21 protein-coding genes are annotated in these 25400 nt (G+C 55.5%); 20 read left to right on the top strand and 1 reads right to left on the bottom strand.

Annotation, left to right across the window (positions count from 1 at the left end; translation table 11 throughout):
- Window positions 1-39: 39 nt before the first annotated feature.
- The 10 genes from HP435_RS24750 to HP435_RS24705 all read left to right on the top strand — a co-directional run bounded on the left by HP435_RS24750 (window position 40) and on the right by HP435_RS24705 (window position 11348).
- Window positions 40-1149 (top strand): S-methyl thiohydantoin desulfurase family protein, encoded by a 1110-nt coding sequence (locus tag HP435_RS24750; RefSeq protein ID WP_122966766.1) that lies wholly within the window; start codon window positions 40-42, stop codon window positions 1147-1149.
- Between the two features lie 3 nt (window positions 1150-1152).
- The gene (locus HP435_RS24745; protein ID WP_173598565.1) at window positions 1153-2526 is read left to right on the top strand and encodes a hydantoinase/oxoprolinase N-terminal domain-containing protein; all 1374 of its coding nucleotides are present in this window, start codon (window positions 1153-1155) and stop codon (window positions 2524-2526) included.
- 486 nt (window positions 2527-3012) lie between these two features.
- Window positions 3013-4338 carry a purine-cytosine permease family protein gene (locus tag HP435_RS24740; protein ID WP_173598564.1) on the top strand — a complete coding sequence of 442 codons (1326 nt, stop codon included), beginning with the start codon at window positions 3013-3015 and terminating at the stop codon, window positions 4336-4338.
- 25 nt (window positions 4339-4363) lie between these two features.
- On the top strand, window positions 4364-5461 hold the full coding sequence (locus tag HP435_RS24735) for an S-methyl thiohydantoin desulfurase family protein (protein ID WP_173598563.1): 1098 nt from the start codon (window positions 4364-4366) through the stop codon (window positions 5459-5461).
- The gene (locus HP435_RS24730; protein ID WP_173596629.1) at window positions 5458-7035 is read left to right on the top strand and encodes a hydantoinase/oxoprolinase N-terminal domain-containing protein; all 1578 of its coding nucleotides are present in this window, start codon (window positions 5458-5460) and stop codon (window positions 7033-7035) included. Before HP435_RS24735 ends, HP435_RS24730 begins: the two co-directional genes overlap by 4 nt.
- A 41-nt stretch (window positions 7036-7076) precedes the next feature.
- Window positions 7077-7793 (top strand): aspartate/glutamate racemase family protein, encoded by a 717-nt coding sequence (locus HP435_RS24725; protein WP_122966771.1) that lies wholly within the window; start codon window positions 7077-7079, stop codon window positions 7791-7793.
- 28 nt (window positions 7794-7821) lie between these two features.
- Window positions 7822-9072 carry a cysteine desulfurase-like protein gene (locus tag HP435_RS24720; protein ID WP_173598562.1) on the top strand — a complete coding sequence of 417 codons (1251 nt, stop codon included), beginning with the start codon at window positions 7822-7824 and terminating at the stop codon, window positions 9070-9072.
- Window positions 9073-9201: 129 nt separating this feature from the next.
- Window positions 9202-9429, top strand: coding sequence for a hypothetical protein (locus tag HP435_RS24715; RefSeq protein WP_122966773.1), 228 nt, complete (start codon window positions 9202-9204; stop codon window positions 9427-9429).
- 22 nt (window positions 9430-9451) lie between these two features.
- On the top strand, window positions 9452-9763 hold the full coding sequence (locus tag HP435_RS24710) for a hypothetical protein (protein WP_122966774.1): 312 nt from the start codon (window positions 9452-9454) through the stop codon (window positions 9761-9763).
- A gap of 154 nt (window positions 9764-9917) precedes the next feature.
- Entirely contained in the window at window positions 9918-11348 is a 1431-nt protein-coding gene (locus HP435_RS24705) for a zinc-binding metallopeptidase family protein (protein ID WP_173598561.1), read from the top strand.
- 239 nt (window positions 11349-11587) lie between these two features.
- Here HP435_RS24705 and HP435_RS24700 read toward each other — a convergent pair whose 3' ends face one another.
- Window positions 11588-12139 (bottom strand): hypothetical protein, encoded by a 552-nt coding sequence (locus tag HP435_RS24700; RefSeq protein ID WP_122966776.1) that lies wholly within the window; start codon window positions 12137-12139, stop codon window positions 11588-11590.
- Between the two features lie 117 nt (window positions 12140-12256).
- On the opposite strand from HP435_RS24700, the gene HP435_RS24695 reads away from it, so the two are divergent.
- From HP435_RS24695 to HP435_RS24650, 10 genes are all read left to right on the top strand, one after another.
- Window positions 12257-12850 (top strand): TetR/AcrR family transcriptional regulator, encoded by a 594-nt coding sequence (locus HP435_RS24695; RefSeq protein ID WP_173598560.1) that lies wholly within the window; start codon window positions 12257-12259, stop codon window positions 12848-12850.
- A 36-nt stretch (window positions 12851-12886) separates the two neighbouring features.
- The gene (locus HP435_RS24690; RefSeq protein ID WP_122966778.1) at window positions 12887-13564 is read left to right on the top strand and encodes a response regulator transcription factor; all 678 of its coding nucleotides are present in this window, start codon (window positions 12887-12889) and stop codon (window positions 13562-13564) included.
- Window positions 13561-15363 carry a sensor histidine kinase gene (locus tag HP435_RS24685; RefSeq protein WP_173596632.1) on the top strand — a complete coding sequence of 601 codons (1803 nt, stop codon included), beginning with the start codon at window positions 13561-13563 and terminating at the stop codon, window positions 15361-15363. Before HP435_RS24690 ends, HP435_RS24685 begins: the two co-directional genes overlap by 4 nt.
- Before the next feature lie 180 nt (window positions 15364-15543).
- Window positions 15544-16212 (top strand): GDSL-type esterase/lipase family protein, encoded by a 669-nt coding sequence (locus tag HP435_RS24680; protein WP_173596633.1) that lies wholly within the window; start codon window positions 15544-15546, stop codon window positions 16210-16212.
- A gap of 43 nt (window positions 16213-16255) precedes the next feature.
- Entirely contained in the window at window positions 16256-17662 is a 1407-nt protein-coding gene (locus tag HP435_RS24675; RefSeq protein WP_173596634.1) for an MBOAT family O-acyltransferase, read from the top strand.
- A 14-nt stretch (window positions 17663-17676) separates the two neighbouring features.
- The gene (locus tag HP435_RS24670; RefSeq protein ID WP_229049751.1) at window positions 17677-18825 is read left to right on the top strand and encodes a DHHW family protein; all 1149 of its coding nucleotides are present in this window, start codon (window positions 17677-17679) and stop codon (window positions 18823-18825) included.
- Between the two features lie 16 nt (window positions 18826-18841).
- Window positions 18842-19348: a DUF4358 domain-containing protein gene (locus HP435_RS24665; protein ID WP_173598559.1), complete on the top strand. Its 507-nt coding sequence runs from the start codon at window positions 18842-18844 to the stop codon at window positions 19346-19348.
- Between the two features lie 210 nt (window positions 19349-19558).
- Window positions 19559-20929 carry an alkaline phosphatase gene (locus HP435_RS24660; RefSeq protein WP_122966783.1) on the top strand — a complete coding sequence of 457 codons (1371 nt, stop codon included), beginning with the start codon at window positions 19559-19561 and terminating at the stop codon, window positions 20927-20929.
- A 178-nt stretch (window positions 20930-21107) separates the two neighbouring features.
- Window positions 21108-23390, top strand: a complete 2283-nt coding sequence (locus tag HP435_RS24655; protein ID WP_173596636.1) for a DEAD/DEAH box helicase — start codon at window positions 21108-21110, stop codon at window positions 23388-23390.
- Window positions 23380-25314 (top strand): ribonuclease H-like domain-containing protein, encoded by a 1935-nt coding sequence (locus HP435_RS24650; protein WP_229049750.1) that lies wholly within the window; start codon window positions 23380-23382, stop codon window positions 25312-25314. Before HP435_RS24655 ends, HP435_RS24650 begins: the two co-directional genes overlap by 11 nt.
- The last annotated feature ends 86 nt before the right edge of the window (window positions 25315-25400 follow it).

Here is a 25400-nt window from a genome sequence, read left to right as displayed (position 1 = left end):
GGGCATGAGGATATTCAACGAGAGGGAGTGGAGAGTGGCATGTATCTGGAGGAAAAAGACGTGGACTCGATCGCGTGCGGAGCGATGTTTCTCGGCTCTGGAGGAGCTGGCGACACGACCGTTTTGCAAATCATGGCGAAGCAGGCCATTCACGACAACGGCCCGGTCCGGCTGCTCTCTCCTTTCGAGCTGCAAGACGATGCATGGGTCGTCTCGATGTCGATGATGGGCTCGCCCGCTGTCCATTACGAAAAAATGATGTCAGGGCATGAGCTGATCATGGCGCTTCGGCTGCTGGAAGAAGAGAAGCAGATCAAGGCAAGGGCGCTGATCGCTCTGGAAATCGGGGGCATCAATGCGATCACGCCGATACTGGCGGCAGCGCTGACGGGCTTGCCGCTGGTCGATGCAGACGGGATGGGCCGGGCTTTTCCCGAGTGCCAGATGACGACGTTTCACGCTTTTGGAGCCGAAGCCAGGCCGTTCATCATCTGTGCCGACAACGGCAAGTGCCAGCGCTACTTGCATCCGTCCACGATTGAAATCGAGCGGGCGGCGCGGATTTCCATGACGAACATGGGCGGTTCGGTAGCCTTGGCGAGCTTTCCCATGACAGGCAAGCTGTTGCAGGAAGCCGCGATCCATCATACGTTTTCCGTGTGCAAGCGAATTGGCGAAAGCGTACTGGCGGCAGGAAGCAGCGTGCAGCGCGTCTACAGCAGTCTGGCGGCGGAACTGCAAAACTCGATCTACGGCAAGCCTTGCAAGCTGATCGAAGGCAGGATCGTCGAGCTGCAACGTTATTTGCAGGACGGCTTTTTGCGCGGAGAGCTGCTGGTGGAAGGAAGCGGCTTTCACCATACGGAACAGGTCGAGATCGAGTTTCAGAGTGAATACTTGCTGGCGAGACAAGGAGAGCGGATTGTTGCCACTGTGCCCGACCTGATTTGCATTTTGGAAGCAGACAGCGGTCTTCCGCTCATGATCGACGAATTGGAAAAGCAGATGAAAGTCTGGGTGATCGCCATCCCGTGCCCGATCATCCTCCGTCACCCCAAGATGCTCGATTTCGTGGGGCCGTGGAACTTCGGGGTAGGAGACAGCTACGTGCCGGTGGAACAGCGGTTTTCCGAGGAAGGGAGCGGGTGAGCGATGCTGCGCTTGGGAATTGACGTCAGCGGTTTGCACACAGATGCCGTGCTGATGGATGAAAATGCAGCGATTGTCGCGACTGCCAAGGTGCGCACCTCACCGGACATGCTGTCCGGCATCGCGGAAGTTTTGCAGGCCATCTTGCGGGAAAACAAAGCGTGGAGCAGCCAGATCGCGGATGTCATTATCGGGACGGACTACTTTGAAAATGCGCTGCGCGAAGGAAAGAAGCTGGCAAAAGTATGCTCCATACGCATCGGCCAGGCGAAAAGCATGATTCCTCCGCTGTACGGTGCCCCTGTCCGGTTGCAGGAGGCAATCGGTCTGAGCTCTTGTCACGTATACGGCGGACATGAGCTGGATGGAAGTGTTTCTTTGCGCCAACTGACGCGGGCGGAAGTCGAGCGGGAGCTGCGCGACCTGGATGCTGGACAGGCAGAAGCTTTTGCCATAACGGGAACTTTTTCCCCTGTCAGTCATGCGCATGAAATCCAGGTGGCAGAATGGGTCAGGGAGATTTGCGGCGAGGAGCGGCCCGTGGCTCTGTCGCATGAACTGGGCAGCATCGGCTTTTTGGAAAGGGAAAACGCGACGATTCTCAATGCCGCTCTGTCAAAGCTTACGCACGACTCGCTGTCAGGCTTGCGGGAGCTGCTCGACAGGCAAAAGCTTGCGGCGGAGATTTTTTTGACGCAGAGCGACGGCTCATTGCTCACGTACGAATCGGCTTTGCGCCACCCGATCCGCACGTTTGGCGCCAGAATCTCGGACAGCTTCCGCGGCGCCGCGCTTTTGACCCGGATGAATGACTGTATCGTCGTCGATGTGAGCCGGGAAAAGGTTTGCGTCGGTGTGCTGGAAGGCGGCTTTCCCAAAGAAAGCAGGCGCAATCAAAAGCTGGCGGGAATCCGGCTCAATTTGCAGATGCCGGATACGGCGCTGATTGTACGCGACGGGCATGAGGCGGTCGACGATGATTTGCTGGATGCGGTCTATCACGCGATCCAGCGCTTTCAGCCGCGCTTCGAGCCGCTTCCGATCGTGTTCGTCGGGCAAGAGAGCGAAGCCTTGGCTGCCTTTTTCAAATACCCGTGGTCTGAGGTGGTTCACCCGCCTGCTTATCCTCATGCCAGCGCGATTGGCGCATGTATAGCGCCTGTCAGCGGCAGCGTCGACCGGATTTACTGGCTGGTGGAGGAAGGAAAGCGGGAACAGATCATCGAGGTGGCAAAAGCGGAGGCGATCCAATCTGCGATCCAGGCAGGGGCTGTGCCAGAGACGGTGTTTGTGCAGTCGGCAGAGACGATCCCGCTTTCGTATATGCCGACGCGCGCCTTGCGCATGAGGGTGAAGGCGATTGGGCAGAGGCGGTAAAAGCGGAGAGAGCGATAAGAGCTGACAGGAAGCGGCTGGCGGGGCTTGGCCGTTCCCCGTTTTTTCGCACAAGCCATTTTCTCAAAGTGATAAAACTGCGAAACCGTGAGAAAGTATGAGAAATGAAGAGAAATAACGGTTTGTCATCAAGGAGAGCTTCGCTGCTTTTCCAGACTGCTCCCGAAATTTTCAACTATATTTTTACAAATATGATAAAAACAGATGCAGCGAGTGTAGCTCGCATCTGTTTTTTTGTGCGTATAAGCGAAAACGGGTTGGCATGGGATTTGCTTTTATAAAATTTTCAGATAATACAAAAATCTATCCCTGATTCGTCAAAGGAGCTGCCGCAACATTATCGAGGAAAGCGAGGGCTGCATGAAGCAAGGCTGACAAAGACTTTTGGGCAACGGGCAACACTTTTTTCGCACTTATTCCCTTATTAGATGGATAGGCACACAAACAACATGAAGGAGGGTGAATGTGATGGCGGGTCATTCCAAGATGGCAGACGATTTCTCGCTCACGCGCGTGCCAAAAGAGGCGCGGGTGCCGATGTGGGAAATCCTGGTCATTCGCATCGGGGCTTTTACATCATTGAGTCAGTTTATTTTGGGGGCGGCGCTCGGATACGGAATGACGTTCTGGGATGCGGCACTGGCGAGCTTGCTGGGATGTATTTTGCTGGAGGTCATTACGTTTTTGATCGGGATCGCGGGCATGCGGGAAGGGCTGTCCACGAGCATGCTGACCAGATGGACCGGATTCGGCAAGTACGGCTCCAGCATGATCGGTTTGATGATCGCCGTGGCGACGATTGGCTGGTTCGGGGTGCAAAACTCGATCTTCGGTCAAGGGCTGAACGATGCGTTGGGTGGGGCGCTTGGCTTTCCGCTGTCAGCCACGTTGACGGGGCTGTTCGTGACCGCAATCGTCGTTTTCGGCTTCAAATGGCTCGGGTTGACAGCCAAAATCGCGGTGCCGGGCTTTTTGCTGGCGGTTGCCTACGGGATTTACAACGTGTTTGAAAATCACTCGCTCAGCGAGTTGATCGCGTCGGCTGCTCCGGGACCAGCCTTGACATTGGGCACAGCGGCGACGATGGTGGCTGGCAGCTTCATGGTCGGTGCGGTACTCACTCCCGATATGACGCGGTATTGCCGAAGTGGCAAGGATGTCCTCTGGTCCACCTTGATCTCGGTTGTGATCGGGGAAATCGGAATCAACCTGATTGCCGTGCTCATGGCGCATGCGGTCCAAAGCAGCGACGTCGTGACGATTGCCTTGCAGACGTCCGGCTGGCTCGGCGCAGCCACAGTCGTGTTTGCCACGGTCAAGATCAACGATATCAACTTGTACTCGGCATCGCTCGGGATCACCAATTTTATCGACTCGATTTTTGGCAAAAACGTCAATCGCGGCTTCATTACGTTGGTCGTCGGTGTCGTAGGGACTGTGCTGTCTGTGCTTGGCATTTTGGATCAGTTCGTCAACTTCCTGATTTTCCTCGGGGTGTGGGTGCCGCCGATTGCGGGGATCATGGTCGTCGACTACTTCATTTTGAAGCGCAGCCGGGCCGTCTTGGAGGAGAGCCGCAAGCGAGGCGCATTGCCTGACACTTGCGAATCGATGAATCCAGTTGCGCTTGCGGCGTGGGCGCTTGGCTTTTTCACAGGCTACTTGTTTGACTGGGGCATCCCGTCAATCAATTCGCTCGTTGCCAGCGGGATCGTCTACTACTTGGGCATGAAGCTGTTTGGTTCCGCACCAGACGCCAAGCTGACGAAATCAGATATGAACCGCGCTGGCTGACATTTGCAGAAAAGGAGAGATCATCGTGAGAAAAATCGGTAAGCAAGAAATTGAAGACATCGCTGTCGGTGCAGCTTTATTGGGCACAGGAGGGGGCGGCGATCCGTACATCGGCAAGCTGATGGCCCTGCAAGCTGTAGAGGAATACGGGCCGATTACGCTGCTGTCTATTGATGAAGTCCCGGACGATGCGCTGGTGGTGGCGTCAGGGGGGATGGGCGCGCCGACCGTTTTGGTTGAGAAAATACCTTCCGGGCACGAGATTTCCCAAACATTCAAAGCGCTGGAAAAGTACATCGGAAAAGAAGTATTCGCGACTTATCCGATTGAAGCGGGGGGCATTAACTCGATGCTTCCGCTGGCTTTGGCCGCTCAGCTCGGCTTGCCTGTCATTGATGCGGACGGCATGGGCCGCGCCTTCCCGGAGCTGCAAATGACGACGTTTTATCTCGATGGCATCTCTGCTACGCCGATGGTGCTGGCGGACGAGAAGGGCAATGTGACGATTATGGACACGATCGACAATGCGTGGACAGAGCGGATTGCCAGAAGCGTTACGGTGCAAAAAGGCGGCGCGGCGACCTCCGCGATTTATCCGATGTCAGGAAAAAATTTGAAGGATAGCGGCATCCACGACATTTTGAGCCTGGAAGAACAAATCGGCCGCGCCATACGCTTGTCCAAGGAAGCCAATCTTGACCCGGTGCAAGAAGTTTTGAAGCTGACGAACGGCTTTGAGTTGTTCGCCGGAAAAGTCGTGGACGTCCACCGCAAAACAGAGGGCGGTTGGGCGCTTGGCACAGCCCATATCGAAGGATTGCGCGAATACAAAGGCCAGACGGTCGAGCTGCGCTTCCAAAACGAACATTTGCTGGCGAAATCGGGAGAGCGTCTGCTTTGTGTCACTCCCGACCTGATCGCGGTCGTCGACTCGGAGACAGGTTTGCCAATCACGACAGAAGGCTTGCGCTACGGGGCGCGTGTCGTCGTCATCGGCATGCCATGCCACCCGAAATGGCGCACGGAAAAAGGTATTCAAACAGTGGGGCCGCGCTACTTCCGCTATGACACGGACTACGTTCCGGTGGAAGAGCTGGTCGGGAAAGGAAGTGTTGCAAAATGACGTACCGGATTGGAATCGACGTAGGCGGAACCCATACAGACGCTGTTCTTTTGGACAAAGATTACCAGGTGTTGGCCCAGACGAAATGCTCGACGACAGAAGACGTCAGCTCCGGGATTTACGCGGCGATGCGCGAAGTGATCGCGCTCTCGGGCGTTCCGCGCGAGCAGATCACGTACGCGATGCTCGGCACGACCCATTGCACCAACGCGATTGTGGAGCGGAAGCATTTGAACGAGATTGCCGTCATTCGCATCGGAGCACCGGCGACGCTGGCGATCAAGCCGCTGGTAGGCGTGCCGGATGACCTGCGCGGACACTTGGGCAAACGGGTCTACATCGTGGCAGGCGGGCATGAATTTGACGGCAGAGAGATCGTCAAGCTGGATGAAGCCCATTTGTATGCAATCGCGGGCGAAATCAAAGGCAAAGTCGATTCGGTAGCGGTGACCTCCGTCTTTTCGCCAGTATCGAAAGAACACGAGCTGCGTGCAGCCGAAATTTTCCGCGATGTACTCGGGGATGACGTACCGATCTCGCTTTCCTATGAAATCGGCAGCGTCGGCTTGTTGGAGCGGGAAAATGCGACCATCCTGAACGCGGCGATTGTAAACGTGGCAAAATCAACGGCTTTGGGCTTTTTGAGTGCGCTCAAGGCAGAGCAGGTGGAGGCACGCGTCTTTTTCGGGCAGAACGACGGAACATTGATGAGCATCGAGTACGCGATGAAGTACCCGATCCTGACGATTGGCTGCGGGCCGACGAACAGCATCCGCGGCGCTTCCTACTTGTCCGGGCTGGAAAACGCGCTGGTCGTGGATGTGGGCGGAACGACGACAGACATCGGCGTCCTGGTCAATTCTTTTCCGCGCGAGTCCTCGCTGGCGGTCGAAATCGGCGGCGCACGGACGAATTTCCGCATGCCTGACCTGATCTCGATTGGCCTCGGCGGCGGGACGATTGTCCGCGTGCAGGCTGACGGGCAATTTTCAGTCGGGCCTGACAGTGTCGGGTATCGGCTGCCGCAAAAAGGGCTGGCGTTTGGCGGCGATACGCTGACGACGACAGATGTCGTCATTGCCCTGGGCAAAGCAAACCTCGGAGATGCCCAAAAGATAGCGCATCTGGATCGGACATTGCTTGAACAGGTGTACAGCCGCATGGTCGAGATGATCGAGGAAGCGATCGACAAGATGAAGACGAGCAGCGAGCCAGTTCCGGTCATTCTCGTCGGGGGCGGCAGCATTTTGTTGCCGGATACGCTCAAAGGAGCTTCGCAGATCATCCGCCCGGAAAACTCTGGCGTTGCCAACGCGATTGGAGCGGCTATCGCCCAGATCAGCGGACAGATTGATCGCGTCTTTTCCCTGGATGAAAAAGGCCGGGCAGAGACGTTGGAGCAGGCGAAAAGCATTGCCGTAGAGGAAGCGATTGCCGCTGGCGCCGATCCAGCGACGGTGGAGATTGTGGAATTTGAAGATATTCCGCTCGCTTATCTCGGCAATGCCACACGCATCCGGGTAAAAGCGGCGGGCACACTGGCCGGGGTTTTGCAAACGAGCGACAGCAACTAAGCTTCTGAACAACCTACATCACTAAAAAAGAGGGATGACGGATGAAAATCAGAGTGATATTGCCCACGATTATGGATACGTTTAACCAAGAGGTGCAGCAGGAGTTTGCGCAATATGTGGGGAAACAGGTCGAAGTAGACGTGTGCCACCTGGACTACGGGCCGGCGTCCGTAGAAGGCGAGTACGACGAGGCTCTCTGCATCCCGAATCTGCTGGAAAAGGCGATTGCTGCGGAACAGGAGGGCTGCTCCGGCGTCATCAGCTTGTGCTTTGCCGATCCGGGCGTGAAGGCTGCGCGCGAGGTCGTAAACATCCCGGTCGTGGGAGCAGGGGAGTCGTCCATGCTCATCGCCAGCATGCTGGGAAAAAGCTTTTCGGTTGTAACCGTACTCCCGCATGTGATTCACATGATTGAAAACGTCAGCAAAACGACAGGGGTCAACAGCAAGCTCGCATCTGTCCGCTATGTGGACATTCCGGTGCTGGATTTGGTGGACAAGGCGAAAATGGAAGACGCCTTGTTCGCGGAAATGGTGCGGGCGATTGAGGATGACAAGGCGCACGGACTCGTGCTTGGCTGCACGGGAATGCTTGGCGTCGCCGCCTCGCTCCAGGAACGGCTGAAACAACACGGCTACGAAGTGCCTGTCATCGATCCGTCGTTTGCCTCGGCGAAAATGCTGGAAAGCCTGATCGCCATGGGCGTCAAGCAAAGCAGGCTGACCTACATGCCTCCGAGACAAAAGTGGCGGAAATAATTTGCAGACTGGAAAGGGGGCAAAGCCAGTGACACGTACCTCTGCTTTTCCTGTGCAAGAAATTCGCGAGCAGTTTCCCGCCTTGCAGCGCACGTACCACGCCAAGCCCGTCGCCTATCTCGATGGGCCGGGCGGCTCGCAAGTTGTGGCAGCGTCCATGCAAGCCATCTTCCGGTATATGGAGAACGGCGGAGCCAATCTGCACGGAGCGTTTCCTACCAGCCGGGAAACAGAAGCGATCATTGCCGACGCCAGGCAAGCGGTTGCCGATTTGCTGGACGCCGCACCGGAGGAAGTCGCTTTTGGCGCGAATATGACGACCTTGGCTTTTGCCATCGCGCGAGCGCTTTCCCGTTCCTGGCAGCCAGGAGATGAGATCATCCTTTCCGAGCTGGACCACCGGGCGAATGTCGATCCGTGGCTGACCGCTGCGTTGGACCGTGGGGTGCTCGTCCGGTGGCTCAAAGCCGATCCAGAGACGTTGACGCTTGCCACCGAGGAGCTGGATACGCTTTTGACCGAAAAAACCCGACTCGTAGCAGTCGGATTGGCATCCAATGCGGTCGGCACGATCAACGACGTGGCGCGGATCGCTCGCGCTGCGCGAAGAGTCGGCGCTGTCGTCGCGGTGGATGCCGTCCACGCCGCGCCGCATATGGCGATCAGTTGCAAGCAGCTCGGCGCAGACATTTTGCTGTGCTCCGCCTACAAATTTTTTGGCCCGCATGTGGGGATAGCCGTCATCCGCCAATCGCTGTTCGAGTCATTGAAAACGTACAAACTCGCTCCAGCGCCGGGCTACATTCCTGACAAGCTGGAGACGGGAACGCAAAACCACGAAGGAATCGCGGGCATCGCCCCGGCGATTGACTTCATCGCTTCGCTCGGAACAGGTGCCAACCGCCGCGAACGGCTGGCGGACGCTTTTTCCCGGCTGGAAAAGTATGAAAACCATCTGGCTGACATCTTGCGAAGCGAGCTGCAACAAACAGCAGGCGTGAAGCTGTTCCAGGCTGGTGCGCATGTGCCAAAAACACCGACGATTGCCTTTCGCTTGGAAGGGATCGACCCGGAAGAAGCGTGCTTGCGAATGGCAGAGGAACATAGCGTGTTTATCGCGAGCGGCGATTTTTACGCCTCGCGTCTCGCTGAGCTGGCCGGACTTGCCGACAAGGGCGGGTGGATTCGGGCCGGGATTGCTCCTTACAATACGGAAGAAGAAATCCGGCGGTTGGCCCAAGGGATTGCGCAAATGGTGCGAGCGCAAAAAGAAGTCTGAATCTCCAGAAATGATCGGCGTGTAGGCGCAAGCTGAATCGACGCGGAGCATACCCGGATTCCGGTGAATAAAAAAAGCCTTACCCCGCAAACTATAGATAATCATCAGAAGAGGAAGCGGGGGGAAGGAATGCTCCACTACCCAGGGATTTACTATGCTATTTTTGGCCTGCTTTTTTTGATCGGGCTGTTTTGGACCATACGCTACGCCAAACGCCAGGAGACGAAAGAACTGGACAACAACATCAGCGAAACAACCGTCAAGCACAAGGTACTCGGGAATGTCGGGATGCTGTTTTACCTGGGAGCGTTTGCGGTGCTGCTCGCGATATTGCTGATTTCCGTACTCGTATACTAGCGTTCGGGAGGCGAGAGTAACAATGGACAAAAAAAGATATTACGTCTCGGTTCAGGCAGGGACAATCATGGAAAATCAGGGCGATTCTGCCTACGAGTTCGAAATCGAGGCGACAGACTTGCAAGTACACGCTTTGAAAAGCTTGTTTGAGCAAAGGACAGAAACGGAATTTGACACGTTCATCCGCGGGCATGCCCTGGCTGTCCCGTATCATTTTGACGCGGAAAACGATCTGTACGACGATTGTTTGACGCAAATATACCGCGCCATTTACGAATGCGGGACAGAGGAAACGAAGCAGCATATCCAATCCATGGGCATTCTCAACGGATAGTCCAGATTCAGCTGATTCGTGCACGTACACAGCCCACTTTCATCCGCCAATCATCGGCGGATTTTTTGTTTGGTGGAAGGGATTTCCAGTGCCCGTGTCAAAGAGCTTGTTTGAAGCCTGACCTTGCGGAGAGCGCATAAAGGAGGAAGTGCTTGTGAACAAGTCTTTGGCAGGATTGCCTGATCGCGCGACAATCGCAGGTTGGCAAGCGTACATGAACCAGCTCGGGCCGAGGTTGACGGGGACGGCTGCGCATCAGCGTTTTATCGAATTTTTGCGGGAACAAATCACGGCCATCAGCTATCAAGTTGAAACAGATCGGCACTACTTTCAAAAGTGGGAGGCAGAGCAAGCAAGCCTGCACCTGTTGGCGGCTGACGGAACGGAGCAAGAAATCCGCGTCGCCTCGATTTATCCGTATTCAGGCATGACTTCTTCGCAAGGAATAGAAGGAGAGCTTGTCTATTGCGGCAAAGGAAAAGGCAGCTACAAGCATGCGCGGGGAAAGGTTGCAGTCGTCGAGGTAGCGGTGTGGCCTTTGCCCACGACACTTTTGATGAAACAGCGCGACGTGTTTCCCGACGACGCGAAGCTGTCTTTTTTCCTGCAAAATCCGGTCTTGCAGTCGTTTCTTGGCGTGCCGGATTTGAAAAAAGCGAAAGAAGCAGGCGCCTTGGCAGTGATTGGCGTTTGGCGAAATATATCCACGGCAAATGCGCGTGACCAATACTTGCCTTTTGGCAATGACTATCAGGGGCTTCCCGGCGTGTGGGTCGATCGCGAAGCGAGAGAAGCTCTACTGGAAGGCATCTCGAAAAAGAAGAGAGCGAGGTTGACGTTGTCCGCCAGTTTGCAGGAACAGGCTGCGAGCGAGACGATTTATGCAGTCGTTCCCGGAAAAACGGACAAGGAGGTCATCCTGGTCAACACGCATACGGATGGGCCGAATGGAATCGAGGAAAATGGCGGCCTGGGCATGCTGGCTATGATGCATTTTTTGCGGAATCAAGCGGAGAAGCCCGAACGAACGATGTTGTTTGTATTCGTGACGGGTCACTTCCAGCTTGAGCAATTCGGACTGAACCATCGTCAGGCGACATCCCGCTGGTTGCGCGATCATCCTGAGCTGTGGGACGGCAAAGAGGGCCACGCCCTTGCGGTGGCAGGGCTGACCCTGGAGCATTTGGGCTGCATGGAATGGAGCGACAATCGGGACAAGACAGACTTTTTGCCGACAGGCCGTATTGCGCCGGAGCTGGTTTATACAGCGAACAAAGAGCTTGCGGCGTTGTACTTGCAAGCTTTGCAGGGACGGAAAAAGGTGCGGACAGTCTTGTTGCGCCCGCGCAATCGCATTTATTTTGGCGAAGGCCAGCCGCTTTTTCAGGAAGGGATTCCGACAGTGTCGCTCATCCCTGGCCCCGATTATTTGTGCACGGCCCCGGATCATGCCGAGGCAGACAAAATCGACGGAGAGCTGATGTACGAGCAAATCGAAACATTCGCCAAACTGATGATGGAACTGGATAAAACCAGCGTGGACAAGATCGGCAAGGTGGAGCCTGAATCGTTTGGCATCTGGTAAGGGAAGCTGGTTTTCTATCTTCTGTCCGGAGCGTAGCCGTATCCGGGGTATTTGCCGACAGGCCATTTTTGCTTGCGCGGCGCATTCAAAAGCTCCGGCCGGACATTGGCGTGGCTTTTATGTCAAAAAGGAACAGCGCCCCAGTGCTACGCACACTGGTTTCGCTGTCCCTGCATCATCGTATTTGTGCCAGCCCGGTTTTGGCTTTTGCCTGGGCGTGGACGGTTATACCTTTACCGTCACGAGCTGGCGCTTTTGCTCCGTTTGGGCCAGACGAAAAAGCTGACGGTAATCAAAAGGTCAATGCCGAGCACGACCGCCCATTGCAGTATCGCCCGCTCCAAAGCTCCGGTCCGCGAGGCATCCCCGACAAAAAAGATCATCGCGAGCAGCAGCCCCGCCCCGATGAGGTAGGCGAAGACGTGCTTGAACCAGCCCTTTGCATACGACCTGGCGTAAGCCATCCCGTACAGCTTCGGCTTTTTCGCCAGTGGCTGCTTTTTTACATAGGACAAAAACTTGTCGTCCGCCCAGCGAATCATGCCTTTGCCAAAAGCGATCGACACGCCGATATAGACAGCAGCCAGCGCATGAGCCATGGTCGCAGTCGCGCCCCGGTACAAGTCCACACTGGTCACGGCCAGCAAAACGAGGTCGACCACGGGAGTCAGCGCCAGGATGAAAAGCCCCAGCCGCTCTTTTCCCAAGCCATACCGCACGGCCAATCCGAGGGCAATCACGACCCAAAAACCAATTTCACAGGCAACGATCATCCACGCGATCCAGTTCACGTTCACGCTCTCCTTTTTAATACAGATGTATTGTAAAAAGATTTTATCACCTGTTTTTATTTAATACAAGTGTATTGTTTAATTGCTCGTCCCGTTCGGGCTTGGTAAAATACAGCTATGCCAAAACAAATCGATCACGAAAAACGAAGAGAACAAATAGCCGAAGCGACCTGGCGGGTCATCAGCGAGCGGGGAATGGAGGGAGCGACGGTTCGCAATATCGCGGCAGAGGCAGGGCTGTCGCTAGGTGCGCTGCGGCATTATTTCAGCACGCAGGACGAGCTGCTGGCGTATTCGATGAAGCTCGTGAAGGAGAGGGCGACGGCTCGCATCCGCGAGATTATTTCGCTTGATTTGCCGCCGAGAGAGAAGTTTATCAAAACGATTCTGGAGCTTGTGCCTACCAATCAGGAAAAGATGGCGGAAATGGAGGTCTGGTTTGCCTTTACCGCCTACTTTCGCCATAAGCCGGGCGGATTGGACGCGCAGTATGACGGCATTTACCCCGGCTTGCAAAAGCTTATGGACTATGCCGAGCAGTCCGGACTGCTGCCTGCGAACATCGACAAGGAAATGGAGACAGAGCGGCTCTACGCCTTGGTCGACGGGCTTGCGCTGCACGCCTATCTCGAACCGCAGCGCCTGGACGGGCCGAAGGTAGAGCGCGTGCTGATTCATCACTTGTCAGCGCTGATGGCAACGGAAGATTGAGCCATGTCAGGTAAACATGACACGGGGAGAACAGACATGAACAAAAACATCCTGATAGTCGAAGACGAACCGATTTTGCGGGAAATCATGAAGGATTACTTCGAAAACGAAGGCTATGCGGTGCTGGAAGCGGCAGACGGCAAAGAAGCGCTGGCGCTGTTTCAGGCGCATGACGTCCACCTGATAATTTTGGACATCATGCTGCCGGAGCTGGACGGCTGGTCGGTCTGCCAGCGCATCCGCAAAATATCCCGTGTGCCGATTATTATGCTGACGGCTCGCGCTGACGAGGATGACACGCTCTTCGGGTTTGAGCTGGGCGCTGACGATTACGTCACCAAACCGTACAGCCCGCCTGTTTTGCTGGCGCGGGCCAAACGGCTGCTGGAGAGAGAGGCTTTTTTGGCTCCGGCGGGCGAGCGCCTGTCTGGCAGCGGCATCACGATCGACTTTTCTTCGCGCACAGTGGCAATCGGGGAGAAGCAGGTTGATTTGACGCACACGGAGTTTGAAATCCTCGCTTATTTGCTGAAGCATAAAGGCATGATTGTGTCCCGGGAGCAGTTGATTACGAAAATATGGGGGTACGACTTTGCCGGAGACGATCGCACCGTGAACAGCCACATTCGCAATTTGCGCGCCAAGCTGGAAGAGAAGGCGTCCTGTATCGTCACCGTTGTCCGGTCCGGGTACAAGTTCGAGGAGCGGGCATGAAAAGCAGCGTTGTCACCAAACTGTTCATTTGGACGACCGCTTTGTGCGTCCTGATCCTCGCCGTGATTTACGTGGGACAGACCGTTTTTTTCAAGCAGTTTTACATCAACCAAAAAGTCGCGGACGTGCAGGCAAGCTTGCGGGCGTTTGAGCAGGAGTACGCCCAAAAGCGCAACGATCTCGAAGCTGTCCGGCAACTGGAGCAACAGTTTTACCGCCAGCACAACACATGGGTCACCACGCTCGATCAGCTCGGCAACATTCGCGATGCGGCCGATTTTTCCGTCGAAGTCAGGCTGTTCCCGGAAAAGGGCAACCCTTTTGCCAATCGGACATTGGTCCTTCCGCTGTACGGCCTCTTGAACGCAGAAGACCTGTACCAGCGCAGCCGCTTTCTGCGTCCGGGAGAGATGGTCGCCATCGATGTGTTTCAGAGCGGCGAGGAGCTGGTTCCGTATCGGCTCGAAGTGGAGTACGACAAAGTCTGGTTCGAGAATAAATATTTTGTGAAAAAAGAGCACGAGATCATCTCGAAAAACCCCAATCCAGCCGAGAAGAGCGAAGAATTTCCAAATAGGCTGCTCTACGGGACCATCACGCAGGCGCACCTCCCGGACCAGGGGGAAACGCCGCGCTTTTTGTACAGCAATCCGGCCTTTGTCGACCGGATCAAGCAGTTTCAGGCGGACTTGCTGGTGAATCCGGAAAAGGCGAAGCCAGCAGGACCGCTGACGTATCAGGTCGCAGAAAACGCGATCTCGTACCAATTGTTCGTCCAGCCTGTGCATTACGCGAACGAGCAGCCGATTTACCTTTTTGCCATGACATCGTTGCAGCCTGTAGATGAGGCGATCAGCATGATCGAGGATTACTACGTGTATCTCATCCTGTTTGTGCTCCTGCTCATTCTGCTCAGTTCCTTCTACTATTCGAAGCAAATTGCCCGTCCGCTGCTTGCGATCAACCAGACGACGAAAAAGATGGCCAGCCTTGATTTCTCCGAGAAAATTCCCGTCGTCTCCCATGACGAGATCGGCGACCTCTCGCGCAGCATCAACCAGCTCTCGGAGCGGCTGCACGCCTACATCGAGCAGCTTCAACAGGATATCGAAAAAGAAAAGCAGCTGGAGCATACGCGCAAGGAATTTATCGCAGGCGTATCGCATGAGCTGAAAACGCCGCTGTCGGTAATCCAGAGCTGTCTGTCGATCGTCAAGGACGGGGTCGCGAGCCATAAAAAGGACTACTACTTCGAGGCGATGGAAAAAGAAGTGAACAGGATGGACTTGCTGATCATCGACATGCTGGAACTGGCGAAGTACGAATCAGGAACGTACAAGATGCAGCGGGAGCCGTTTGCGCTGCACGAGGTGATCGAGCAGGTTTGCGACAAGCTGCGCCCGGACATCGAGGGCAAACAACTGCATCTGCACAAACAGCTTGTGCCTGTTGTGGCAGTCGCCAATCAACTGCGCATCGAGCAAGTCGTCGTCAATTTTTTGACCAATGCCATTCGCTATACGCCGGAAGGGGAAGTCGTCGTCGTGTCCATCCGCGACGAGGGCCGGATGGCACGAGTCAGCATCGAAAACAAAGGCAGCCGTATTCCCAAGGAACAACTGGAAAAAATCTGGGATCGCTTTTACCGCGGAGAGCCGTCCCGCCAGCGTTCCACGGGAGGAACCGGACTCGGGCTGGCTATTTGCAAAAAAATATTGGAGCTGCATGACGTGCCGTTCGGCGTGTGCAATACGGAGGAAGGCGTCGAGTTTTTCTTCCTGCTCCCGAAAAACGAATAGCATTCAAGCGCAGAACACGTTTCTGCGCTTTTTTGTTCTGGTCGTTTTTATCCATTTTTTACGCCGCGTCGATTCGTTCTGCATCTGATCTTGATCTCGGCCCTGTACGCTCTTTGGGTAGACAAGGCAAGCATTGCATTGCGCATTGCGCGTCATTTTCAAAAAGAGAGGGAGAGAATCATGAAAAAACAAGCTTTGGTCATGTTGCTGGCAGGGAGCATCGGGTTGTCGCTTGCCGCATGCGGAAATCAACAGGCAGAGCAGCCCAAGCCTGCCGAGCGAGGAAGCGCGGGAACAGCCGCAGGGCAGACAGCGGAGCCGACGTATCGGTCGTTGTTTCAAACAAGCGTATTTCTCGGCGATTCGATCACGGAAGGCTTGTCCTTCCACGATGTTTTGGATGAGGCGAATGTAGCGGCAGGGGCAGGCAAAACGGCGCAATTTGCGCTGGAGGATGTCGAGGAGATCGCCAAGCGCAAGCCTGAGCGTATTTTCATCCAATTGGGATCAGATGACATCCTCTGGCCGACAGACGATCCCGTGAGCTATTCGTACAAGCATTACGCCAAGCTGATCGACAGTCTCAAGGAAAAGCTGCCCCAGGCGAAGCTGACGATCTTGTCCGTGACTCCCGTAACGGCGGAGGCAGAGAAACAGGAGCCGCGCTATCGCAACATTGCAGCGTACAACAAAGGGTTGCAGGAGCTGGCGGCCAAGCACGGCGTGGAGTTCGTCGACGTGTCTCCGCTGGTTGCTGGCAACGAAGACTTGTACGATACAGACGGGATTCACTTCAAGGGCAAATACTACAGGCTGCTGCTCGATTACTTGAAAGACCGCCTGAACTGACAGGCGCGTCTGCCGAGCGTTGCGGGCAGGGAGGGAACGAGCGTTGGTTTTTAGCAGTCTGCTGTTTTTCTTTTACTTTTTGCCGCTTACATTGCTGCTTTATTACACGGCGCCTGCGCGGCTGAAAAATGCGGTGTTGTTCGCGGCAAGCCTGGTGTTTTACGCATGGGGCGAGCCTGTGTACGTGTTTCTCATGCTCGCTTCCACGGCGTTTGATTATGCCAATGGTTTATTGCTCGACAAGTTCAGGGAGCGAAGGGGAGTAGCCAGGGCGATTCTCTTGTTCTCGCTCGCCGGGAGCCTGGGGGTGCTCGGGTTTTTCAAGTACGCCGGGTTTGTCGCAGACAACCTCAACCAGTGGCTGGGGCTTACGTTGTCTGTGCCAGAGCTGCCGCTGCCTGTCGGCATTTCCTTTTATACGTTTCAGACGATGTCCTACATCGTGGACGTGTACCGGGGCAAGGTAGCCGCGCAAAAAAACATGCTGTCCTTCGGGCTGTACGTGGCGATGTTTCCGCAGCTCGTGGCGGGACCGATCATTCAATACGGCGATATCGCGAGACAACTTGTCGCCCGCACGGTGACATTCGGGCAATTCGGCGAAGGGGCAGCGCTGTTGGTCAGAGGACTGGCGAAAAAAGTGCTGCTCGCCAATAACATCGGGCTGCTGTGGTCTGACGTGAAAGCGACGCCGACCGACGAGCTGACGACTTTTCTCGCCTGGCTCGGCATCGTCGCCTTTGCCTTCCAGATTTACTTTGACTTCAGCGGCTACTCGGATATGGCGCGCGGACTGGGGAAAATGTTCGGCTTTGACTTTATGGAAAACTTTCGCTATCCGTACATGTCCAAAAGCATTTCGGAGTTTTGGCGCAGATGGCACATTTCGCTAGGGAGCTGGTTCCGGGAGTACGTGTACATTCCGCTTGGCGGCAACCGCGCGGGGCTGTTGCGGCAGTCTGCGAATTTGCTGGCCGTCTGGTTTTTGACCGGACTTTGGCATGGGGCAAGCTGGAACTTCGTCATCTGGGGGGTGTATTTCGGGTTGTTCATCATCCTGGAAAAATGGCTGCTCCTGCGCTTGCTGCAAAAGGTGCATGCCGCTGTCGGGCACGTCTACACGCTTGTGGTCGTGCTGATCGGCTGGGTATTTTTCGAATGCGCGAGCCTGCCTGTGGCCTGGCAGTTCCTGCGGGCGATGTTCGGCTTTGCGGGACAAGGCTTCATGGACGACCAGGCGCTCTACTACTGGTCGACGAGTTGGCTCTTGCTGCTTGTGCTGGCAATTTGCTCGACGCCGTTTCCAGAAAAGGCAGCAGCGCTGCTCAGAGACAGGCGGCACTTGCTGGGCGGGGCTGTGGCGGCGGCCGTGCATGTCGGGCTGTTGCTGCTGTCTACGGCTTTTTTGGTCGATGAGACGTACAATCCATTCTTATATTTTCGTTTTTGAAGGATGTGGTGATTGTGAACAAAGCCAATCCGTGGGAAGGGCCTCTGGTCGCCCTGCTATTGGTCGCTTTTACCGGCGGGATTCTCGGCTGGAACTTGCTCGCGCCCGACCAGTCGTTTTCCGAAGCGGAAAATCGCAGCTTGAAGCAGCTCCCGGCGTTTTCCGTGCACAGCTTGGTCACAGGAAAGCTCGCGACCGAGGTCGAGAAGTACGTCGCCGACCAGTTTGCGGCTCGTGAGTTTTGGGTCGGGCTGCGCTCGGAGGTGGAGAGCGCGCTGGGCAAAGTGGAGCGGCATGGCGTTTACCTGGGGCGGGACGGATTTTTGCTGCAAAAATTCACGCCGCCCGCGCCCGGCGACGCAGAGGCGAAAGCCGCGGCGATCCATGCGTTTGCTGATGCAGTGCCCAGCCTGCGCACATACGTGATGCTCGTCCCGACAGCGCAAAGCGTGCTGGCCGACAAGCTGCCGCCTTACGTCTCTGGCAGCGGAGAGCTTGCCTATCGGGACGAGACCAGGCAGCTTCTGGACGAAAGAATTGCGTTTGTAGATGTGTATCCGGCGCTGACTGCGCAGCGAAAACAGGCGATTTTTTACAAGACAGACCATCACTGGACGACGAAGGGCGCTTTTTATGCCTACCAGACGTTGGCAAGGCAAATGGGCCTGGAACCGCAGGACGAGGAAGACTTTCGGATAGAGACAGGGTCGGACGCGTTTTACGGCTCGCTCTATTCCAAAAGCGGCTACAGACATGTGCAGCCGGACAGCATCGAACTGTATGTTCCGCGCGCGGCGCAAACGTACAGCGTCGAGTTCGTGGACGAACAGCGGCAGTCCCATTCGTTGTACGAGCTGGATCAGCTCAAGCGCAAAGACAAGTACGCCGTCTTTCTCGGCGGCAACCACGGCCTGCTCCGCATTCACACGGACAATCAGGCGAAAAGGAAGCTGCTCGTCGTCAAAGACTCGTATGCCAACAGCCTGCTGCCGTTTCTCGTGCCGCACTTTGCGGAAATCGCCGTCGTCGACCTGCGCTATTACGAGGGAGATGTTTCCCAGCTCGCCCGCGAGCAGCAGTTCAGCGATATGCTGCTGCTCTACAATGTGCAGACGTTTGCGGAAGATCCGTCCATCCTCGCTTTGGCAGGACAAGGGCAATAAACAGGAGGGAAAAGCAATGACAAGTCTGTTTGGGAGCAAAGGCGCCCGGAAGTGGCTGGCGGCACTGTTTGCCTGCGCCGCGCTAGTGATGGCAACTGCCGGATGCTCCGATGCGGAGCGCGAGGAAGCTGCCCCGACGATAGAGGAAATCGCCGAACATATCAGCCAAGCCGTGAACGTATCCGAGTTGAAGCAAGGCGATGCGGCCAAGCTGCAAAAGCTTTACCACATCGCGCCAGAGGAGGTCGAGGGCTTTATGCTGCTAACGTCACAGTCGAATGTGCGGGCAGACGAAATTCTCGTCTTGCAGGTGAAGGACGCGGCTGATCTCGGGGCGATCAAGGAAAACGTGCAAAAACGCATCGAGGCGCAACTGGTCAAATTCAGCGACTATCGTCCGGACGAGGCGACTCTCGTGGAAGAGCATGTGTGGAAAACAAAAGACAGATTCGCGCTGTTCGCCGTCTCGCGGGAGGCCGGGCAGGTCGAGCGGGCATTCGAGGAGGCTTTTTCGCTGCCGTAGACCACGCATAAAAAGGGGCGCGGGAAGCCGTGGGTCTGCCGACAGCCGGGACAACAGCGGCGTTTTCGCCAAGACCAGGCACTACCCATTTGTTAACGCAGCCTTTACCAATCCCTTACATTTCTTTACACAAAGCCCGTCCTATCTCAACAGAAGAAGACTATGATTGGTGACATGCTTATGAACATTCCTATTTGCAGGAGGTACAAAATGTTTCGTACATTCCCGAAAAAGCTTGTCCCAGTAGCTGTCATCTCTTCTCTGGCCCTGACGACGGCGCTGTTTGGCGGCACTCCCGGTCTGGTCAAGGCGGCAGAAAATAAAGCGGGCAACGCCCAAGTTAAAAACATTATCTTCCTGATCGGTGACGGCATGGGTACGTCCTATACAACTGCTTACCGCTACATGAAAGACGACCCGAAGACTACTGTGATGGAGCCGACCGAGTTTGACAAATATTTGGTCGGGGCGCAAATGACTTATGCCGAGGACGAAAAGCAAAACATCACCGACTCGGCTTCTGCGGCGACTGCCATGTCTTCCGGCGTGAAGACGTACAATAACGCGATTGCGGTCGACAACGACAAATCGGAAGTAGAGACGGTGCTGGAACGGGCCAAAAAAGTAGGGAAATCTACTGGACTGGTAGCTACCTCGGAGATTACGCATGCGACCCCTGCGGCTTTTGGTGCGCACGATGAGAGCCGCAAAAACATGGACGCGATCGCAAACGACTACTACGATCTGCGAATCAACGGCAAGCATTCCGTCGACGTGTTGCTCGGCGGCGGTCTGAACAACTTTGTACGCAAAGATCGCAACTTGACGGAAGAGTTTAAGAAAGACGGCTACAGCTACGTCACGACCAAACAAGAGCTTTTGAGCGACAAAAATGACAAAATTCTCGGCTTGTTCGCAACAGGCGGAATGGACAAAATGATCGACCGCACGGAGAAGTCTCCTTCGCTGGAGGACATGACGAAAGCGGCAATCGAGCGACTGAACAAAAACAAGGACGGCTTCTTCCTGATGGTAGAAGGAAGCCAGATTGACTGGGCTGGTCACGACAACGACATCGTTGCCGCGATGAGCGAGATGGAAGACTTTGAAAAAGCGTTCAAAGCAGCGATTGATTTTGCGAAAAAAGACGGCAACACACTGGTTGTCGCAACGGCAGACCACTCCACAGGCGGCTTGTCTGTAGGGGCGAAAGAGGAGTACAACTTCCTGGTAGGGCCGATCAAAGCGGCGAAGCGCACCCCTGATTTCATTTCTGCCGAAATCGCCAAAGGCGCAAACGTAGAAGAAACGCTGAAAAAGTACATTGATTTGCAACTGACCCCGGAAGAAATTGCTTCCGTGAACAAAGCGGCTGCCACCAAAAAGCAGGTGGACATCGACAACGCCATCGAAGCGATTTTTGACAAGCGCACCTTCACTGGCTGGACAACAGGCGGACATACCGGAGAAGATGTCAACGTATACGCTTACGGCCCAGGCAAAGAGCAATTTGCCGGACTGATCGACAATACGCACAACGCCGAAGTCATTTTCGAGATTCTCGGCAAGGCGAAGAAATAAGGATGCAAGAACAGAAGCTGCCAGGCTTATCTGGCAGCTTTTTCTTTTGCGCGGGCCAAGGGGGAGAGTCTCCCGTCCTGCCTGCATGTTTCTCGCGAAAGTCGCTTCGGCCAAAACAGCTATAGGGGTTTACATCCCGAACGTCCATTCGTAGAATAAGGGCAAGAAGGTGAGCCTGGTGAAGATGAAAAAAGATATGGCAAGTATTTTGGAGCAGTTGAAAACAGACGAGCGTTTTCGGGACAATATCGCCCACTGGCGGGTGATTCCGGCACGCGAGGCCAAAGCGGTTCCGTTTCCGCAGGAGATGGATGCGCGTATTCAGGATGCGCTGACGCGAAGAGGGATCACTTCTTTGTACACGCACCAGGAGACGTCGTTTCGCCATGTGCGCGGAGGCAAGCATATCGTGGCTGTCACGCCGACCGCATCGGGGAAAAGCATGTGCTACCATCTGCCGATTTTGCAGACGCTGGCCGAAGACACACAAGCCCGCGCGCTTTACCTGTTTCCGACAAAAGCGCTCGCCCAGGATCAGAAAGCGGAGCTGCACGAGCTGATTGGCGAAATGGGGCTGGCCATCAAGTCGGAGACGTACGATGGCGACACTCCTGCCAACATCCGGCAAATGGTGCGCAAAGCGGGCAACATCGTCATCACCAACCCGGACATGCTGCATTCAGCCATTTTGCCCCATCACACCAAATGGGTTTCTTTTTTCGAGCATTTGAAATACATCGTCATCGACGAACTGCATACATACCGCGGCGTCTTTGGAAGCCACGTCGCCAACGTGATTCGCCGCCTGAAACGGATTTGCGCCTTTTACGGCAGCGCGCCGCAATTCATCTGCACGTCGGCTACGATCGCCAATCCGCGAGAGCTGGCGGAAGCGTTGACAGAGGAGCAGGTAGAGCTGGTCGATAACAACGGCGCGCCGTCGGGAATCAAGCATTTTGTGTTCTACAATCCGCCAGTGGTCAACCGTCAGCTGAACATCCGGCGAAGCGCCACATTGGAGGCGCGGGACATTACCGAGCAGTTTTTGACCAATGGCATCCAGACGATTTTGTTTGCGCGCAGCCGCGTCCGCGTGGAAATTTTGCTGACGTATTTGCAGGAACTGATCAAGCGCAAGCTCGGCCCGAAAACGATTCAAGGATATCGCGGCGGCTATTTGCCTAGTCAGCGCAGGGAGATTGAGCGCGGCCTGCGCAATGGCGACATCATGGGAGTTGTTAGCACGAATGCGCTGGAGCTTGGGGTGGACATCGGGCAGCTCCAGGCGTGCGTCATTACCGGGTATCCAGGCTCGGTGGCGAGTACGTGGCAGCAGGCGGGACGGGCAGGCAGACGGCAAGGAGAGTCGGCGGTCATTATGGTCGGCAGCTCGACTCCGCTGGATCAATACGTGATCGCCCACCCCGAGTATTTTTTCGATCGGAGTCCGGAGACGGCACGGATCAACCCTGACAACCTGATTATTTTGGTCGATCATCTGAAATGCGCGGCGTACGAGCTGCCTTTTAGCAAAGGGGATACGTTCGGTCGCGCGGAAATCACGGAAGTGCTGGAATTTTTGACTGAGGAGCAAGTGCTGCACTACTCTCGCGGCAAATGGTTCTGGATGAACGATTCATTCCCAGCACACAACATCAGTCTGCGCTCGGCATCCCAGGAAAACGTGGTCATCATCGATATTAGCGAACGCGGCAACGAGCGGGTCATCGGGGAAATGGACCGGTTCAGCTCGATGACGCTTTTGCATGACGAAGCGATTTATTTGCACCAGGGAACGCAGTACCAGGTGGAAAAGCTGGACTACGAGGAAAAGAAAGCGTACGTCCGGGAAGTGCAGGTCGACTATTATACAGACGCCAATCTGGCGGTGCAGCTGAAAGTGCTGGAGCAGGACCAGACGCGCCACCACGGGCAGAGTGTCGTTGCCTACGGCGAAGTCTCGGTGCACGCCATGGCGACGATTTTCAAGAAAATCAAGTTTGAGACGCATGAAAATATCGGTTCGGGGCCGATTCATTTGCCTGAGGAGGAGCTGCACACGAACGCAGCGTGGATCGGTTTTTCCGACTCGCTGCTTGCGGAGATCGGGACGGAGGACGTGGAGCGGGGGCTGGTTGGACTGGCCCACGTATTGCAGCACGTGGCGCCACTGTTTGTCATGTGCGACCCGATGGACTTGCACGTGATTCCCCAGCGCAAGGCGGTGCATTCCCAGGAACCGACGATTTTCCTGTACGACCGCTATCCGGGCGGCATCGGGCTATCCGAGCAAGTGTACAAGGAAATGGAGACGATTCTCACGCAGGCGCAGCGGCTGATCAGCTTTTGTGCGTGTACCTCGGGCTGTCCTTCCTGCGTCGGGGCGACTGATGACGGCAGCAAGGAGCTGGCGATGACCTTGCTGCGCATCGCTCAGGGGGGAAGCACATATGTCTCTTAAATCCAAGCTGCAACGGATGAAGGGACATATGGCGCTGGATTCGGAAAAAAGGGCGTCGCCCGCCGCAGCGAGGGCAGCTGAGGAAGCGCGGGGGCAGACTGCTGCGGGATTGGCGGCGGAAGCGGGCGGAGCGGGGGCGTTCCAGACAGCCGAGGCGTTAGCTAAAGCAGGTGGGGCACTTGAAGCGGGGGAGGTGTCAGCTAAAGAAGGCGGAGTGCTCGAAACAGTCGAGGTGTTAGGTAAAGCAGGTGGAGCACTCGAAGCGGTTGGGGTGTCAGGCGAAGCAGGCGGAGTGCTTGAAACAGCCGAGGTGTTAGCTAAAGCAGATGCAGCACTCGAAGCGTTTGGGGTGTCAGGCGAAGCAGGCGGAGTGCTCGAAACAGCCGAGGTGTCAGCTAAAGCAGGTGGAGCACTCGAAGCGGTGGAGGTGTCAGCCGAAGCAGGCGGAGTGCTTGAAACAGTCGACGTATTAATTAAAGCACCCGGAGCACCCAAAACGTCCGAGGTGTCAGCAGAAACAATCGGAGTGTTCGTAGCAGCCGAGGCATCAACCGAAGTAACTGGAGTGTTCGAAACGACCGAAGCAGCCAGAGCACCCAAAACGACCAAGATGTCCGCAGCGGCAGAAGTTACCGCACCCAGTCCCGCTGACTCAGAATCACTTTCTGCCATTCCCGCCCAAGCCGGGAAACCGCCGATCCTTTTTGCAGACAAATGGAGCAGAATGCAGGCGTTCCCCTACTTTTGGGAAGACGAGCATGTCATGATTCGCGAGGTTCGCTATCCGATCGGGCAACGCCACGGGGCGTACACTTTTTCCCAGTTGAACGAGGCAATCGCTATCTGGGAAGCTTCCGGCAGAGAGCATCCATTGTCCGCAGCGGGCAAAAAAGCGGACGAGTTGCTGTTTTTTGATACGGAGACAACCGGGCTGTCCGGCGGCGCCGGGAATGCCGTCTTTTTGCTTGGTTACAGTCGTCTGGAAGGGGAAGAAGTTATTGTCCGCCAGCATTTCCTTCCGGCTCCGTATGCGGAAGCGACTCTGTACCAGTCGTTTCTCGAACAGGCGCAAAAGTCTTCGCATCTGGTGACGTTCAACGGGAAATCGTTTGACTGGCCGCAGGTGCGGACGAGGCATACGCTGGTGCGCGATCAGGTTCCCGCCTTGCCGACGTTCGGTCATCTCGACTTGCTGCACGGAGCCAGAAGGCTGTGGAAGGCTGAGCTGGAATCGTGTCGCTTGGGAATCATCGAGCAGGAAAAGCTGGACGTTTTTCGCGAAGATGATTTGCCAGGCTTTTTGGCTCCTGTACGGTACTTTGACTTTTTGCATTCGCAAGACCCTGACGTGATCGAAGGGGTGCTGCGGCACAACGAGACAGACGTTCTTTCGCTGATCACGCTGTACATTCACATGACCCGGCTGTTGACAGATCAGCCGGGCAACGACATTTCTGTTGCGGAACGATTTGAAATTGCCAGATGGTACGATGCACTGGGGGACCAGGAAGCGGCCATGGCGGGCTACCGCCTGGTTGCGGATAGCGACCATGTCTGGAGCAACCGGGCCAAGCTCGCCATCGGCCATTTGTACAAAAAGCAAAAGAACTGGCAGCAAGCGTTGACGGTCTGGGAAGCGTGCATAGCGTCGTCCGGCTACGTCCCGGAAGAGGTGTACATCGAGGCGGCGAAGCTGTGCGAGCATCAACTGGGCGATGCGGAAAAAGCATTGCGCTATACGCGGCAAGCTTACGAGCAGTGGAAAAAGCGGGGCACCTTGCTGCGAAACCGTACCCAAGCAGAAGCAGCCGCCTACCAAAAACGGATCCACCGCCTGCAAGCGAAAATGCAGGGAAATGCGGTGGAGCAGGAGAGCCTTTTGTCCGGGTTTTTGGATTGGTCGGATGAGCAGGAAGAAATGTAAATAGCGCAATAATGGTAGGCTCTGTCGGGAAAGCAGCAGCTATCGGTAAGCAGTAGCTACTGGGTAAAACAGCAGCTATTGGATCA

Origin of the sequence: Brevibacillus sp. HD3.3A (assembly GCF_013284375.2) — a bacterium.
GTDB lineage: Bacteria > Bacillota > Bacilli > Brevibacillales > Brevibacillaceae > Brevibacillus > Brevibacillus parabrevis.
This window is presented reverse-complemented; position numbering and strand designations above follow the sequence as displayed.

Excerpts from the sequence above, each read along its gene's own strand:
- HP435_RS24750 (WP_122966766.1), top strand. The coding sequence starts at position 40 with ATGTATCTGGAGGAAAAAGACGTGGACTCGATCGCGTGCGGAGCGATG.
- HP435_RS24745 (WP_173598565.1), top strand. The coding sequence starts at position 1,153 with ATGCTGCGCTTGGGAATTGACGTCAGCGGTTTGCACACAGATGCCGTG.
- HP435_RS24740 (WP_173598564.1), top strand. The coding sequence starts at position 3,013 with ATGGCGGGTCATTCCAAGATGGCAGACGATTTCTCGCTCACGCGCGTG.
- HP435_RS24730 (WP_173596629.1), top strand. The coding sequence starts at position 5,458 with ATGACGTACCGGATTGGAATCGACGTAGGCGGAACCCATACAGACGCT.
- HP435_RS24725 (WP_122966771.1), top strand. The coding sequence starts at position 7,077 with ATGAAAATCAGAGTGATATTGCCCACGATTATGGATACGTTTAACCAA.
- HP435_RS24715 (WP_122966773.1), top strand. The coding sequence starts at position 9,202 with ATGCTCCACTACCCAGGGATTTACTATGCTATTTTTGGCCTGCTTTTT.
- HP435_RS24710 (WP_122966774.1), top strand. The coding sequence starts at position 9,452 with ATGGACAAAAAAAGATATTACGTCTCGGTTCAGGCAGGGACAATCATG.
- HP435_RS24695 (WP_173598560.1), top strand. The coding sequence starts at position 12,257 with ATGCCAAAACAAATCGATCACGAAAAACGAAGAGAACAAATAGCCGAA.
- HP435_RS24690 (WP_122966778.1), top strand. The coding sequence starts at position 12,887 with ATGAACAAAAACATCCTGATAGTCGAAGACGAACCGATTTTGCGGGAA.
- HP435_RS24685 (WP_173596632.1), top strand. The coding sequence starts at position 13,561 with ATGAAAAGCAGCGTTGTCACCAAACTGTTCATTTGGACGACCGCTTTG.
- HP435_RS24680 (WP_173596633.1), top strand. The coding sequence starts at position 15,544 with ATGAAAAAACAAGCTTTGGTCATGTTGCTGGCAGGGAGCATCGGGTTG.
- HP435_RS24665 (WP_173598559.1), top strand. The coding sequence starts at position 18,842 with ATGACAAGTCTGTTTGGGAGCAAAGGCGCCCGGAAGTGGCTGGCGGCA.
- HP435_RS24660 (WP_122966783.1), top strand. The coding sequence starts at position 19,559 with ATGTTTCGTACATTCCCGAAAAAGCTTGTCCCAGTAGCTGTCATCTCT.
- HP435_RS24650 (WP_229049750.1), top strand. The coding sequence starts at position 23,380 with ATGTCTCTTAAATCCAAGCTGCAACGGATGAAGGGACATATGGCGCTG.